Source organism: Dactylosporangium maewongense (assembly GCF_039531485.1).
GTDB lineage: Bacteria > Actinomycetota > Actinomycetes > Mycobacteriales > Micromonosporaceae > Dactylosporangium > Dactylosporangium maewongense.
Window position 1 is genome coordinate 12176 of the sequence record NZ_BAAAQD010000052.1, and the last position, 14523, is coordinate 26698.

Below are 14523 nucleotides of genomic sequence, written 5' to 3' on the forward strand. Positions count from 1 at the left end.
ATGCCCCACACGCAACACCGCCCCGCACCGGTCGGCGCAACGGTCGTCTACCACGGATCGGCCACCGAATACACCGGACGGCACCTCACCATCACCAACGTCGACACCACCGGACGCGACCGGTACGAACTCTCCGACGACACCGGACCGTTGCTGCGCAACGTCCACGCCGCATCGTTCACCCTCGACCACTGGACAGCACGCCTGCACGCAATCGCCCGAGCAGCCAAAGCCACCAGCGAAGCCGACCTCATCAACCCCTACCTCGCCGAAGTCCGCACCCTCATCATCCAAGGCAGCCAGCGCCGCGCGCACGACGCCGCCCGCGCGCTGGAATTCCACCTCGGCCTCCGAACCGCCACCCGCACCGGACCCGGCGCCCACCGCCGATAGACCCCCGAGCCGGGCGGCGCAGCAACCACGCCGCCGCCCGGCCCGGCCTACCCCGGTCAACGGCACCCCCCGACATCCCGAAAAGCCACCCACGCCATGCCGCAGCAGTTCAACCCAAACCCACCCGCCCCAACCACACACCCGCGCCCAGCTACCGCATGACACCCTCCCCACCACACCACGCAAACGGCGACCCGAGGAGACCCGCAATGACCGAACCCGCCCGCAGCCGAAAGGGCCGGACCGCCGTCATACTCGGCGGCGCCGCCGCCGTGATCGGCCTACTCGCCGCCGTCGCCGCTGTCGTCGCGCTCATCCTCGCGTACAACTACCGCTGACCCCGCACCCCGCGCAACCCGACCGCCACCACCCGGGCCACCACGGCGCCCGGCAACTGCCGCCCGAACCGCCCCGGACGGCGCCCGCACCTCCTCAGCCGTCATCCCGACCGCCGACGCCGCCCGCTCCACGCCACCGAACACCGTGACCGACGCCGCAACCGCGACGCCCGCCGCCGTCAACCGCTCGGTCGCGTCCACGACCCGCCGCACCGCCCCCAGCTCAGCCGCATGACGCTGCCGCAGCCGCTCCACGTAGTCATTGGTACTCTGCCTCGCCATGCCCCCACGCGACGTCCAACAACCCTCAGAGCGCCACCATTCATAGTGGTTCGTCGTCGATCTAAAAACCTGTTCCTACCCTTGCCAGGTCAGCGCAAGGTGATTGACGTGGCGTTTCTCTCCCTACACCTTTGGTTGCCCTCCTCTCTGGCACACAACCTTGCATTCACAATGTCGCTGGGACGTCCGGCGGCGCCGTACGCTGCTCTCATGCTCTCCGTCACCAAGATTCACCCCGGTGCCGGAGTGAACTATCTCCTCACTCAGGTCGCCCCCGGAAAGCACGATTTCCGGCCAGCACCGAACAATTCCGGATTGGCGTACTACGCCGACTCGGCCGCGCACGGCGAAGCCCCCGGATGGTGGACCGGGCAAGCCCAAGAATTGTTCGGCGTCGGACCAATCGTGCAGCCGCAAGAATTGCAGCTGCTCATCGGCGAAGGGAAGCACCCGGTCAGCGGGAAGCAGTTGGGGCGGTTGTGGCGACGGTTCGAGCCGCTAACCGACTCCCGCCGGGAAGAACTCGCCGAGCAGGCCCTGAAGGCGCTGCCGGACGACGCCACGCACGAACAGCGATACAAAGTCTGGCTGGACGTTTGGACAGCGCCGGAGCGGCGGCCGGTGGCCGGGTTCGACGTCACGGTCTCGATGCGCAAGTCCGAATCACTGCTGTGGGCGTTCGGCGACGACCGGGTCAAGGCGCAAGTGATGGCCGCTCACCACGCTGGCATCCAGGCGGCCGTGGCGCATCTACGTACGCATGCTGCGTTCACGCGGTTGGGCACGAACGGGGTCGCGCAGGTCGACACCGACGGTCTCGCCGTCGCGGTGTACGACCATCGGATGAGCCGGGACAAGGACCCGCAGGTGCACTCGCACATCGTGGTCTCGGCCAAGGTCGCGGTGACCGGCCCGGACGGTGAACGACGCTGGTACGCCCTCGACGGCAAGGCGGTGTACCAGGCGTCGGTGAGCACCCGGATCGTCTACGAGCGGGCCGTTGAGCTGGAACTCGGCCGGCGGCTCGGCGCCCGCTACGCCGCCCGTCCCGGCTCGACGATCCGGGAAATCGTCGGCATCTCCCCGCGGGCGATCCAGATGTACTCCAAGCGGCGGACCGCGATCGAGTCGGAGCTGGCTGCGGAGCCACCGGCCGGCTCGGCGGGCATGTCGATGCGGCGGTGGCGGCGTATCGCGCAGGTCGCGACGCTGCGGACCCGGCTGCGCAAAGACGGCGCCGAGTCGACCGCCGAGGCGGTGCAGCGATGGCGCGCCGAGGACGCCCGGCACGGCCTGGACACCGCCGGGGAAGTGCGGACGATCGTCGCCGGCCGGGTCCGCAACGACACCGCCGAACTCGCCGCCCGAGCTCTGGCGCGGGCCCGCCGCAGTCTGCGGCCCGGCGCGGTCCTGACCGAGGTCGACGTCGACGCCGCCGTCCGGCTCGGGGTCAGTGATGAGGAACGGCGGGCGGAGATCCTGAGCGAGGCGGTCCGCCGCGACCCGCAGCTGGCGGCCACGCGGGCGCTGCGGGAACTGTCCGCCGATCGGGCGGTGTTCGGTTTGGACCATCTCGAACTGGCGATCGGCCGGGTCCTGCACATCACGCCGGGCGAGAACATCCGCACCGACTGGTCGCGGGTGCATCGCCTCGCTGTGCGCGCCACCAACCACGGCTGGGGCGGCCTGCGGGTTCTCACCCCGCCGGCGCTGGTGCAGTGGGGGCCGACGCTGCTGCGGACCGGCGACCGGCAGTCCATCTACACCCGGCATCGGCAGTTGCGCCTCACCACCGAAGCGGTCCTCGACGTCGAGCGGCAGGTCCTCAGTTACGCCGCCCGCCTCGGCGCTACCCCCGCCCCACCCGAACTGCTCACCGCGGTCGCCGAGGAGCTGCGCCTGTCCGATGACAAACGCGCCGCCCTGGTCCACTTGCTCGGCGACGACCATCGCGTCGCCGGGGTCGTCGGCCCGGCCGGAACCGGCAAGACCTACCTGCAGCGCGCCGTTGGGATCGTCGCCGCCCGCGCCGGCGTTCCTGTGCTCGGCCTGACGGTGTCACAGAACGCCGCCGAGGTGCTCGCTACAGAGGCCCGTCAGGATGGTGCGCCCGGGTTCCGGACCGAGAACATCGCGATGTGGCTGCACGCGCAACACACCCCGCCGAAGGACAGCCGGCCGGGGCAATGGGATTTCCGGCCCGGCCAGTGGCTGATCATCGACGAGGCGTCCCAGGTGTCCTCCACCGACCTCGCCGCACTCGTCCAGCTCCTCGACGCGGTCGGCGGGAAACTCATCCCGGTCGGCGACCCGGCACAGATCTCCGCGATCGGTCCCGGCGGGCTGCTGCGCCACCTCGCCGGGATCGGCCGCACCGTCGAACTGCGCGACATCAACCGGTTCCGGGAGGCGTGGGAAGGCCCCGCATCGCTGCGACTGCGGGCCGGTGACACCACCGTGCTGCGCGAGTACGACCAGCGCGGCCGGATCGTCGCCGGCACCGACGAACACCTCACCGAACGACTCCTCGCCGGATGGCTCGCCGACACCCTCGACGGCCGGGACGCGCTCATTCTCGTCGAGACCGAAGCCGAAGCCGCGGACCTCGCCGCCCAGGCCCGCGCGATGCTCATCCGCGCCGGTGTCGTCGGCCGGGGCCGCCGCGTCGAACTCCGCGACGGCACGAAAGCCTCCGCGGGAGACATCATCGTCACCCGGCACAACGACCGCCGACTGACCACTGACACCGACCCTGACTTCAGCATCGCCGCCGCCCTCGGCACCGCCCTCGGACTCGGTTCCGACGATCGGCAGGCGGGGAAGTTCGTCGCCAACCGCGACCGCTGGCGCGTCTTGCACGTCGGCCGCCACGGCACCCTGCACGTACGCAACGTCCGCACCGGCGACGACATCGTGCTGCCCGCCGACTACGTCGCCGAACATGTGCAGCTCGCCTACGCCGCGACGGTCGACTCCGCGCAGGGCCGGACGGTCGACACCGCCCGCGCGCTCATCCGCGACGGGATCACCCGCGCCAAGCTGTACGTGATGGCCACCCGCGGGAAATGGCTCAACCTCCTGTACGTACTGACCAACCCCGAGCCACCCGAACCGTACGGGGCCGAACCACCCTTGTCCGGGACCGGGCTGCTCGCCGAAGTCCTACGCACCGACGACGCCGACCGCACCGCCACCGAGACCGAACAAACGCTCCTCGCCGAGCACGACGCCCTGCACACCTGGGGCCCCACGTTCGAAGACCTCCTCGGCCGCGCACACGCCGCCCGGTACATCGCCATCGTCGCCCGGCTCGACCCCGCAGCCGGCGCCCGGCTGCGCCACGACCCCGCGATGAGCGTCGTCGCGTACAAACTGCGGGCACTCGCCGATGCCGGCTACGACGATGCGCGCATTCTCACGGCCGCCGTCAACCGGCGGGAACTGCACAGCGCCGACAGCGTCGCCCAAGTCCTCTCCTACCGTCTCGACGACATCTACCTGAACCTCGTCCACGACCCCCGCCGGGCGCTGGCGGCGAACCCGTCACACACCTTCGCCTCCCGGGTACCGGACCTCACCGGCGTGCACCCAGACGTCGCGGATGCGCTGCGTCAGGTCACCGCCGTCGCCGACCAGCGCATCGCGGCCCTCGCCGAGTCCGCCGCGGAGCAGCCACCGGCATGGGCGGCGCCGCTCGGACCCGTCCCGTCCGACGCCGACGGCCGCCGCGCCTGGCTCGACCGGGCCGAGGTCGTCATCGCCTACCGCGACCGCTACGACCACACCAGCAACGAACCGATCGGCGCCGAGCCACCCGAACGGGACATCACCCGCTCGACTGCGTGGCACCGGGCCCAGCTCGTCCTCGGGCCCGCCACCCTCGCCGGTGAGGTCCACGCCGCCGGCGTCGTCCGCATGCGCCAGTTCCTCGCCGCGCTCCGCGACGCCGACACCCGCGAACCCGACTACGTCGCCGACGAGCTGCGTACCGCCCACCTCGACCTGCTCGACGCCCGCGACACCGTCAGCGGCCTGACCACGGAACTCGCCGTCGCCGAGCACGACCGCGACCAGCCACGGCAGCCGCCGTCCGCACGACGCTGGTGGCGAGCTGGACCTCCCCAGCCCTCGACCCCAACACCGACAAACGCAGCCGCGCCAGGTGCTGCCGCCCAGCAGCGCGTCGACCGGCTCCGGGCCGCGCTGCGCACCGCAGAGGCGCAGGTCGGCCAGGTTGCGGTCCGGGTCGAGCATCTCGAGCGGCAGCACACGACGTGGCTCGGCTGGTACACCGACACGCTGCCCGCCCGGTACGCCGGTAATCTCGCCAACGCCGAGCGTGCCCGCCGCATGCAGCGGGTCATGGGTAACGCGAAGGGCGTCGTGGATCGGGTCCGCGCCACCACCGCGCGGGTGCGGGCTGTGGACGCCACCCGCCCGGCGCCGCATGAGCGCCCGATGCTGCCGCGGATCGATGACGCGTCCGGCGCTGCGGCGAAGCGTGTCGCCGATCATGCCGGTGCTGCCGGCACGCTCACGGCAGACCCGGTCGACGAACCCGACCTGGACTGAGCGCCACTGCTGCGTTGCGCCGTGACCACCGTGGCGCGCGGCATTCGCCGCTCTGTCGGGGTCCGCCAGAGCTGACGCGTCCCGGTCGTCTCGTGGCACCCGATGGCACCCGTTCGCACGTATTGACCCGTGGCCGGCGCCGATGGACGGCGGAAGCCTCACGGGTGTGAAGCCGCCATCGCCATTGCTGCGCCGCCCTGCCCACCGAGGACGCGATGTCGTCCCAACGTCCGGGGCGGTGGTGCGCGCATGAGAATCCTGCTGCTCGTCTCGTCGTTCAACTCGCTGTCCCAGCGTGCGTGGTGCCGGCTCCGGGCGGGTGGGCACGACGTCGCGGTCGAGTTCGCGCTCGACGAGCAGACGATGATCGCGGCTGCGTACTTGGCGCAGCCGGACATCATCATCGGCACGTTCCTCAAGGATCGGGTTCCAGCGGCGGTGTGGACACGGTGGCCCACGGTGGTGATCCATCCGGGTCCGGTCGGCGACCGCGGGCCGTCGTCACTGGACTGGGCGATCAGCGACGCAGCTCCGGTCTGGGGCGTGACGGCGCTGCAGGCCGTCGAAGAGATGGACGCAGGCCCTATCTGGGCGGCCCGAACATTCCGGCTGCCGGACGACCCGGCCCGGAAGTCGGCGCTCTACGGCGGTCTGGTTGCCGACGCCGCGATGGAGTGCCTGGACGAGGTCATCGTGAAGGCCCAGCGGCGTGGCTTCCGGCCGGTCGAGCTCGAGGCCGCGCCGAGGGCGGTGCCGTCCGCCACGCTGCGACCGCCGATGAGGCAGGCCGACCGGGCGTTTGGCTGGGACGAGCCGGGCGCGTCGATCCTGCGTCGCATCCGGGCAGCCGACGGCAGCCCAGGTGTCCGCACGATCCTGGACGGCCGGGTGGTGCACATCTTCGACGCCGACCTCGCACAGCGGCCGGTATCCGGCCGTCCGGGCACGATCGTCGGCCGCGACGACGAAGCGGTACTGGTGGCGACCGGTGACCGGTCCGGACTCTGGATCGGCCGCGCAAAGCAGGTCGCAGCGGACGGCACAACCGGCATCAAACTGCCGGCCGTCCACATCCTTCGGAACACGACGGCAGGGGTTCCGTGGCTGCGCGACCGGGCACGGATCCGGTACCTACGCCACGACCAGCACGTCGGAGAGCTGATGTTCGCGCCGTACAACGGCGCGCTGGACGTCGCCTGGTCGCGGCGGCTCGCCGGCGCACTGCGCAGGGCACTCGCGCAGGACACCAGGGTGCTCGTCCTCCGGGGCGGGTTCGACACCTGGTGCAACGGCATCGATTTGAACGCGATCGAGGCGTCCGACGACCCGGCGATGGCGGCGTGGGCGAGTATCCGCGCCATCAACGCCGTGTGCCGGTTGATCGCCCAGCACACCGGCCAGGTCATCGTCGCCGGCCTGTCCGGCAACGCCGGCGCCGGTGGGGTCATGATGCCGTTGGGCGCCGACCTGGTCGCCGCCCGTTGCGGCGTGATCCTCAACCCCTTCTACGCCGACATGGGCCTGTTCGGCTCCGAACTGCACACCAGGACCCTGACGCGACGCGTGGGCGCGGACACCGCCCACCGATTGCTGACCGGGCGACTGCCGATCGACGCTGACCAGGCCGCCGCCATCGGGCTGGTCGACCAGGTCGGGCCGCGTGGCGAGGAGCACTACCGCGACTGGCTGCTCGACCTGGCGCGCGAACAGGCCCAGGAGCGGCGATGGCGGCGGACGCTCCAGGGCAAGCGCGACGCTGCCGCAGTGGAGCCGCGCCCGCTGGCGTACTGGGAACAGCTGGAGCTCGCCGAGATGGCACGGGACATGTTCGACGACCGCCAGCAGTTCGACGAACGCCGCCGCAGCTTCGTCCAGAAACGCCGGCCGGACCGGACACCCCCGCAGCTCGCGACGCACCGCGCTGCCCGATAGCGCCGCCGCGATGCCGCGTCCACAGGTCGCCCCCGTTCTCCACGTCCGGACCCGCCGGTGCCCGACTTCGGACCATCGAGGCAGGCGATGAACCGGCCGACGGCCCTCACCGCGTTCGTCGACGAGTCGTTCATCCACCGGCAGGGCCATCCGGTTGTCTACCTCCTCGCCGCGGTCCTCGTCGAAGGCGACGACCTGAACCACGCGGTGCAGGCCGCCCGGACATCGGCCGCCGGCCACGAGTTCCACGCGACCCGCCTGCACCGCCTCGGACACATGGGCGTCGTGGAGGCGATGCTGGGCACGGTCGCACAGTGGGCGGGCTGGACCGTGGTCGTCGCGCACACCGATCGGGCAGCATCGTGAGGCTGCCCGGCAGAGCGCGCTGCAACGTCTCTTGCGCTACCTGGACGGGCAGAAGGTCAGCGACGTCGTGCTCGACCGGCGGGCCGACACGGCACAGGCAGCCGCAGCGGAGCACAGCGGCCAGCGGCTCGCCGACCCGGAGCACCGCGACCTGCGCACCTACCGGCATCTCGTGCGCGGCGGGGAAATCTCCAGCAGAATGCGGCTGGTCCACCACGACGACGTGACCGAACCCGGGCTGTGGATGGCCGACGCGGTGGCGTGGTCGACTCGTAGGGCACTCGCGTCGAGCGAGCCGCAATGGCTCTACCAGGTGATCGACGCAACCACCGTACTGCACGCCCAGACCGGCATCGTGCTGACCATCAGCGACGACGGGGCCGCTCTGCCCGACGGTGATCGCGGCCCCCACAGGTGGGCCCAGCGAGACGTGGTCTCCGCCCAGCCCATGTTGTCGTCCACGTCAGGAAATCGCGCGGCACAACCCGACGCCTACCCCGACCACGTCGGAAGGTACATGGCATCGGTACTACGCCAGGTCGCCGCAGTGACCGCCCCGGCCCAGACTGCGCGGCTCATCACCGAGGTCCGGCAGCTGCGCGCCCAGATCGACAGGCTCACCCGAGCGGTCGCCACCGGCGGCATCGCCACCCCGGCAGGATCAACCGCAGCGCTCACCCACGAGCCGACGGCCCCGGAGTCCGACCAGCGCAGCATGCAGGAACCCGATCTCGGCTGAGCACATCCCACACGGGTCGAGGGCACCCGTCAGCCGAGCTCGACGCCAGCCGACGTCGAATCCACGACCGGAGACGCCACCTCACCTAACGACGAGGTCGACGCCGCCCGCCATCCCACGCCGTCGAACAGCGGTGCTGACTCGGTCGTGGTGCCGGGCGTGCCCACACCGGCTGCCCGGTCGGCGACATCGGCGCGAAGGCTGGCGATGCCGCCGCGCACCACCGCAGCGTACTGCCGCTCGACATGCCAGTCCAAGGCCGCGTAGAGCGCTGCCTCACGCTGCAGCGTGCTCCGCCAGAACGGGCCATCGCTCGGTTCGTTGGCGGCCCGCAGCTCGGGGTCGATCCGACGCACGACGTCGGCGCCCGGTGCAAGCACCGGATTGAACCGGTCGCGGGAATGCGGCTGGGCCGCGACCAGCGCGGCGATATCCGCGGCATGGCCGACAGTGAGCCGGTCGGTCTGGCGGTCCAACAGCAGCCAATGCGTCGCGTCCTCGCGGTCGTTGCCCAGCTGGACGCCCCCCAGCAACATGCCGGCAATCGGGGTGGCGGCGTACTGCCGCCACCCGGTCGCGTTGCCCTCGTCACGGACGCCGCCGTCGTCGAGCCGCAGCACACCCTGCTCGAAGTAGATCGCCACGTAGCGGTCCCCGCCGCGGTAGCCGAGCAGGTCACCGAGGACCGGTGGTGCGTCGGCCGGCAGCACCACCGGCTCGCCCGGTCGCGGCGTGGGAACCCTGAGCTGCGTCATTGCCGTGACCGCGCACGGCGGGACGGCGTCGTCGCGGCCACCTTCACCACGCCAACGGGCGTGGTCCGGGTCGGGGACTTGCGGGAAGGCAGCGGCCGGCGGCGTCGGGACCGGTGCGGTGGCCGGCGTTGCCAGCGCGCGGCGGCGAGTGGTGGTGGCGTGCTGCTTCGGCTCGTGCTCGGCGGCCGCCCGCGACGCAGCACGGCGAAGGTTACGCCGCCAGCGCCGACCACAGCCGGGGCGACCAGCAGCGGTCCGGCCGCGCCGAGCACGACCGCGGTGACGGCCGTGGCGATGACGGCTGGTGCGGTGCGTCTCCAGGTCGGCAACAGCACAATGCCGGCGGCCGTACCGGCCAGCGTGACTGCGGCAAGGAGTACGGACAGCACCCGCAGCAGCGGGCCGACGCCGACGTCGGCGCTGAGGCATCCGGTCGCAGCCAGGGCGGTGAGTCCGGCCAGTGTCAGCAAGTTCCGGCGCGGCCGTCCGGCTGGATCGCCGGGGGTTGTGAGCAGGGCAGGCAGGGCGCCTCGTCGGGCCAGAGCGTCACCGAGCCGTACCGCACCGGCGACGAACGTGATCCCGGCGCCGCAGGTCAGCAGGAGCGCGACGGCCGCGGCCGCAGGTCCGGCCGCTTCACCGATCCCACGGTGCAGCAGCGTGATGAAGGGGGCGGGGGCGCTTGCGGCGGCCGGACCCAGCACGCCGATGGTGACGGTGGCCAGGCTGAGGTAGAGCACGCCGACGATGGCGACCGCGGCGGCGGCGACCCTCGGCAGGGTCCGCTCGGGACGCGCCACGCTGTCGGTCAGATGCCCGCATGCCTCCCAGCCTGAGAACGCGATGAACAACACCGCCATCGCGCGACCGACCGGCACTGGACCGGCCGGCAGCAATGGATTGAAGTTCGCCAGGTTCACATGCGGTGCAGCGCTGACGGCGGCCGTGGTCAACAGCACCAGAAGCGCGCCCACTAGACCAAGTTGCAGTCGTCCCGAGGTGTGCAGCCCGAACGCGTTGGCGGTGAAGACCACAGCCAGAATGCAGCCGGCGACGGCGAGCCCGACGCCGCGACCAGCACCGAGGGCGGTGGCGGCGTACTGCCCGCCGATCAGCGCGGCAGCGCACGCAGCCAGCGGTGCCGCGCAGTAGAAGCACCACCCGACGACAGCGAACGCGCGAGGTCCAAACGCCAGCTCCGCCAGACCGGCGATACCACCGGCCTGCCGGTGACGAACGGCCAGAGCGGTGAACGTGGCGGCCAACGGAACGCTCGCAGCGACGAGCGCCGCCCAAGCAAGCAAGGACCCAGCGCCAGCTACTGCCGCCGCGAGGGCCGGCAAGGTAAGCACGCCAGGACCGAGGAGCGCTCCGACCCACAGGGCAGTCGCCTGGACAGCACCGATGCGCGCGGTCACAGCGCGGCCCGGCTTCGAAGGAGGTGACTCACCATCCGATCGTTGGCGTGCCACCTACGAAGTGGGCAGGTGGCACCCGGTACCAGGCCGTGCCACGAAGTCGCAGCAGCAGGCAGTCACCAGGCCGAATCACAACGACGCGTGTGCCGATCCTGATGGCCGCTGATGGCCTTCAGGACTGGACGCCCCCATGGACTGCTCGTAGGCGACGGTGGCCGTCATGGCCGTATCGGCACGGTGCCCAAACAACAGTGGTCAACGACATTGCGGGCCTCACGAGCAACATGAAGTACACGCCAGCACGCGTCAGGGTTCGACCTCCCCGCTTCGTGCTCGCCTATCGACCACGAGCGGACTGGATCGGCACGGCGCGGTCTGCGGTCACTTCGGCATCGATGGTGTGGGGAGGCGGGGGCGCTCCGGTTCCGGTCCCCGGCCGCCCGGGTGGACCCGTCATCCCCTTCGAGTTGCCCTTCGCCACGCCGCTGACGAGCTCGTCGCGACCGCCAACGCCGAACGCCGGGCCGGGCTGACCAGGTCGCGCGCGGATCGTCGCCGCCGCTGACCAGACTCGTCAACGTTTCGAGCGCGACCTGCACAACGGCGCCCAGCAGCGGCTAGTCGTGCTGGCGCTGCAACTACGGGCGGCGCAGGAGACCATGCCACCCAAGTTCGGCGCGCAGCTCGACGGAGCCGTCGCCGGGGCGAAAAGCGCGCTGGACGAGCTGCCCGAGATCGCGCGGTGCATCCACCCGGCCATCCTGACCACGGCGGCCTCAGTACAGCGCTACGCGTGCTCGCCCGCCGCTCACCGATCCCGGTCGACCTCCAACACGGACGACTCCAGGTCCGAGCGGGACCAGCCCCGTCATGGTTGTCGCCGCGGCGGTGCGCCGTAGACCCGGGTGAACTCCTCGATCGCGTCCCGGTACTCGGCCGACTTCGCCTCCAGGACCCCACGGTTGAACGCCTGCGGGTTCTGCCGGAGCATCCACTGGCCGAGCCGGGTCCAGAACGCCCGCACCGGCAGCTCATCCACCCCGGGTGACAGGAACCGCATCGCCTCCGTGGCCGACCCGTCCGCCTGCACCAGCAGGTCGAAGACCCGCCAGTACTCCCGCGCGTCGATCGCCCGCGGTCCGAAGCCGAGCAGCAGGTCCCGCGCCTCCGCCTCCGCCTGGCTGGCGATGAACATCCACCCGCCCAGGTCGATCACCGTGGACGGCGGGTCCTCCGGGTGCGAATACACCCCCACCCCAGTCGGAGTCTGACCGTTCGGCCGGGGTTGCAGGTGTACGACGATGTCCCGGTACCGCACGACCCAGTCGCCGTCGACATCGAACGTCTCCGCCGCCCGCACCGGGTCCTCGGTCGGGTCGTCGGGCTGGACGTGCAGCAGGATGTAGGCGTACGCCTCGGCGCGCGAACGCACCCACAGCCGGTCGTCCTCCCACGCCTCCGCGGCCGCCACCCAGCTCACCTCGTCGTAGCTGAGCCCGGTCTCGAAGAGCAGCTCGCTCAGCACGTCCCGCGGCGGGCGGTCGCCGAACTGGTACAGGTCGGTGCCGGGCTCCCGGCCGTCGATCAGGCGCGACAACCCGACGACGGTGCCGTCGTCCAACTGGCCGAACGCGAACAGCACCGGCCCGAGATTGTCATCGAGCTCCGAGAACCGCAGCCCGAGCCGCGCCTGCAGCTCCGCCGGCTCCAACGTCAACTTCGCCACGGGCCAGCGCGTGCCTTCGACCGCGTGGAGTTCCATGGGCCGCACTTGGTCTCCTCAGTAGATCTCGTACGCGGTCAGCACCTCGCGGTACGCCGCAGTGACCGCCTCGATCCTGCGCCGCCTGAACTGCGTGGGATCCGCCCCGAACATCGCCCACCCCACCTCGGAGGTGAACGCCTCGGCGGGCACCGCATCACCCCGGCCGGCACGAACTTCCCCACCTCGTCCATCGCGGCCACCGCCATCGCGATCGCCTCCGAGCCTCAAGGCCAGTTCACCGACGACCAACTCGCTGCTGATGAGCACCTCGCCAACTTCGGCCCGCTCTTCGCGGCTGCCCGCGGGCGCAGCTATCGGAAGGTGCGGAATGCGCCTGGCGGCCGGTGTGCCTGAACCTCGGTGACGCCTTCTCAAGAAGATCGTGCCGTAGTCGGCCGAATTCCATCGATCCCAGTGTCGGCCCTGGTACCTCCGCCTGAAGACCAGCACTTTCGTCTCGGAGTACCGTTGCAAGCGAGCCCGCAATGCGAGCCGTTGTTCAGCGGGTCCAGGGTTCCGCAGGCAGGCAGGCGGGGCCGGGCTTGCCGTAGACGATGGTTCCTTCCGGGTCGACGTAGCACCGGCCGAGCCGGTCGAACGGAACAAACAACGGCCGGCGGTCGATCTCGTTGCCAGCGCTGTCGTAGCTGACCAACTCTGGGCTGTTGCGTTCGCGGACGTCGCCCTGAGCGATGAGCCCAAAGGCGCCGTTGGCGATGCGCGCGTCCGTCGTCCTGCCGTCGCCGTGCTCAAGCACCAGCCGGTGCACCCGTGCGCTGACCCGCCCGATGGTGACCACGCCGGCGCCATCGTGCTCGGTCGAGGTCAGCAACAGCCGGTCAACCGGCCCCGGCAGCCAGTCGTGCTGCCAGTTGGGCCCGTCGGTGTCGGCGGCCATGCCTCCGGACCGGCTCTGGTGCGGCGGGTCCCACTCATCACAGGCGAGGTAATGATCCTCGGTGAGGAACAGCAGCGCGACATGGTCGCCATGCTCGGCCCCCACGGCCAGATCAACACTAGTTACCGGCAGCCGGGCGTGCGTGTCGTTCATTTCGAGGCACCGCTCGGCCGCCGCCCGCAGCGACGGCGACATCTCGTCGGGTCCGAGTGCCAGAAGTTGCTCACCGTCCCTACCGGACCACGCCGAAACCCCGACAGCAGCCACAGCGACGATTCCGGCGAGGGCGAGCCCAACACCGACACGACGCCGCACCGGCCGCGCCGGTCTGGTGATGTCGGCGAGAAGTCTGGTGCGCATCTCTTGCACCCTGCCGGGCGGGAGATCCCGCGCGGTCGGTGGAGTGAACAGGTCGTTCATTGATCCTCCGTGGTGTCGTGGGACAGTTGGCGGGCCAGCCGGGCGCGCGCCCTGCTAACCCGGGAACGGAGCCCGGCCTCGCTGATGCCGAGGACGGCTGCGGCGTCGGCGTATGACACGCCGGACCACACGCATAACGCGACCGCCTCCCGCTCGGCTTGCGGCAGTCGACGCACGGCGGCCAGGATCGCGCGCATCCGCCGTTCGTCGTCGACCCGGGCCGCGACCTCGTCGGACAGATCAGCGTCGGTATCACGCTCTGCCGGAAGCCGTCGCAGCAGCGCAAGCCAGCGTCGTGCGGAGCGTGACTCGGTGCGGGCCGTATAGGCGGTAATCACGAGAAGCCAGGGCAGCGCAGAACCGTCGACCAGACGAGCGTCCGCACGCCGGCGCCAAGCGACAAGGAATGCTGACTGGGTGACATCCTCGGCGAGCGACCAGGAGCCCGTGAGCTTGAACGCGTGGTTGTACACCGCCCGCGCGTAGCGGTCGAACAGCACAGCGAACGCCGCCGCGTCGCCGGCCACCGTCGCCGACCACAACTCCCGGTCGGTAGGGCTCATCTGGACCGTCACACCGTACTATTGCCGGCACGCCGCATTCTGTTGCACGCGATTGCGAAAATGACCGCGGGCGAGTCGGCTA

At 70.9% G+C, this 14523-nt stretch carries 13 protein-coding genes; 7 read left to right on the forward strand and 6 right to left on the reverse strand.

Annotation, left to right across the window (positions count from 1 at the left end; translation table 11 throughout):
* From ABD332_RS57140 to ABD332_RS57165, 6 genes are all read left to right on the forward strand, one after another.
* Nucleotides 1-393, forward strand: coding sequence for a hypothetical protein (locus ABD332_RS57140; RefSeq protein ID WP_344515082.1), 393 nt, complete (start codon nt 1-3; stop codon nt 391-393).
* A gap of 209 nt (nt 394-602) precedes the next feature.
* Nucleotides 603-731: a hypothetical protein gene (locus ABD332_RS57145; protein ID WP_344515084.1), complete on the forward strand. Its 129-nt coding sequence runs from the start codon at nt 603-605 to the stop codon at nt 729-731.
* Nucleotides 732-1058: 327 nt separating this feature from the next.
* Complete coding sequence (mobF, locus tag ABD332_RS57150) at nt 1059-5585, forward strand: MobF family relaxase (RefSeq protein ID WP_344515086.1); 4527 nt, start codon at nt 1059-1061, stop codon at nt 5583-5585.
* Nucleotides 5586-5834: 249 nt separating this feature from the next.
* On the forward strand, nt 5835-7517 hold the full coding sequence (locus tag ABD332_RS57155) for an enoyl-CoA hydratase-related protein (protein ID WP_344515088.1): 1683 nt from the start codon (nt 5835-5837) through the stop codon (nt 7515-7517).
* An 87-nt stretch (nt 7518-7604) separates the two neighbouring features.
* Nucleotides 7605-7883: a hypothetical protein gene (locus tag ABD332_RS57160; protein WP_344515089.1), complete on the forward strand. Its 279-nt coding sequence runs from the start codon at nt 7605-7607 to the stop codon at nt 7881-7883.
* Between the two features lie 31 nt (nt 7884-7914).
* Complete coding sequence (locus ABD332_RS57165) at nt 7915-8622, forward strand: hypothetical protein (protein ID WP_344515091.1); 708 nt, start codon at nt 7915-7917, stop codon at nt 8620-8622.
* A 29-nt stretch (nt 8623-8651) separates the two neighbouring features.
* Here the strand turns inward: ABD332_RS57165 and ABD332_RS57170 are convergent, their stop codons facing one another.
* Both ABD332_RS57170 and ABD332_RS57175 read right to left on the reverse strand, forming a co-directional pair.
* Nucleotides 8652-9377, reverse strand: coding sequence for a hypothetical protein (locus ABD332_RS57170; RefSeq protein WP_344515093.1), 726 nt, complete (start codon nt 9375-9377; stop codon nt 8652-8654).
* The gene (locus tag ABD332_RS57175) at nt 9374-10849 is read right to left on the reverse strand and encodes an APC family permease (RefSeq protein WP_344515095.1); all 1476 of its coding nucleotides are present in this window, start codon (nt 10847-10849) and stop codon (nt 9374-9376) included. Before ABD332_RS57175 ends, ABD332_RS57170 begins: the two co-directional genes overlap by 4 nt.
* Nucleotides 10850-11418: 569 nt before the next feature.
* Between ABD332_RS57175 and ABD332_RS60370 the strand changes: the two genes are divergently transcribed.
* Nucleotides 11419-11694, forward strand: a complete 276-nt coding sequence (locus tag ABD332_RS60370) for a hypothetical protein (RefSeq protein ID WP_425552464.1) — start codon at nt 11419-11421, stop codon at nt 11692-11694.
* On the opposite strand, the gene ABD332_RS57180 is transcribed toward ABD332_RS60370, so the two are convergent.
* The 4 genes from ABD332_RS57180 to ABD332_RS57195 form a co-directional block, all read right to left on the reverse strand.
* The gene (locus ABD332_RS57180) at nt 11664-12557 is read right to left on the reverse strand and encodes a hypothetical protein (protein ID WP_344515097.1); all 894 of its coding nucleotides are present in this window, start codon (nt 12555-12557) and stop codon (nt 11664-11666) included. The genes ABD332_RS60370 and ABD332_RS57180 overlap by 31 nt on opposite strands.
* A gap of 18 nt (nt 12558-12575) precedes the next feature.
* The gene (locus ABD332_RS57185) at nt 12576-12827 is read right to left on the reverse strand and encodes a hypothetical protein (protein WP_344515099.1); all 252 of its coding nucleotides are present in this window, start codon (nt 12825-12827) and stop codon (nt 12576-12578) included.
* Between the two features lie 232 nt (nt 12828-13059).
* Nucleotides 13060-13878: a hypothetical protein gene (locus ABD332_RS57190; RefSeq protein WP_344515101.1), complete on the reverse strand. Its 819-nt coding sequence runs from the start codon at nt 13876-13878 to the stop codon at nt 13060-13062.
* Nucleotides 13875-14441: an RNA polymerase sigma factor gene (locus ABD332_RS57195; protein ID WP_344515103.1), complete on the reverse strand. Its 567-nt coding sequence runs from the start codon at nt 14439-14441 to the stop codon at nt 13875-13877. The genes ABD332_RS57190 and ABD332_RS57195 overlap by 4 nt, the downstream gene beginning before the upstream one ends.
* Nucleotides 14442-14523: the final 82 nt, after the last annotated feature.

Excerpts from the sequence above, each read along its gene's own strand:
- ABD332_RS57140 (WP_344515082.1), top strand. The coding sequence starts at position 1 with ATGCCCCACACGCAACACCGCCCCGCACCGGTCGGCGCAACGGTCGTC.
- ABD332_RS57145 (WP_344515084.1), top strand. The coding sequence starts at position 603 with ATGACCGAACCCGCCCGCAGCCGAAAGGGCCGGACCGCCGTCATACTC.
- ABD332_RS57155 (WP_344515088.1), top strand. The coding sequence starts at position 5,835 with ATGAGAATCCTGCTGCTCGTCTCGTCGTTCAACTCGCTGTCCCAGCGT.
- ABD332_RS57160 (WP_344515089.1), top strand. The coding sequence starts at position 7,605 with ATGAACCGGCCGACGGCCCTCACCGCGTTCGTCGACGAGTCGTTCATC.
- ABD332_RS57170 (WP_344515093.1), bottom strand. The coding sequence starts at position 9,377 with ATGACGCAGCTCAGGGTTCCCACGCCGCGACCGGGCGAGCCGGTGGTG.
- ABD332_RS57180 (WP_344515097.1), bottom strand. The coding sequence starts at position 12,557 with ATGGAACTCCACGCGGTCGAAGGCACGCGCTGGCCCGTGGCGAAGTTG.
- ABD332_RS57190 (WP_344515101.1), bottom strand. The coding sequence starts at position 13,878 with ATGAACGACCTGTTCACTCCACCGACCGCGCGGGATCTCCCGCCCGGC.
- ABD332_RS57195 (WP_344515103.1), bottom strand. The coding sequence starts at position 14,441 with ATGAGCCCTACCGACCGGGAGTTGTGGTCGGCGACGGTGGCCGGCGAC.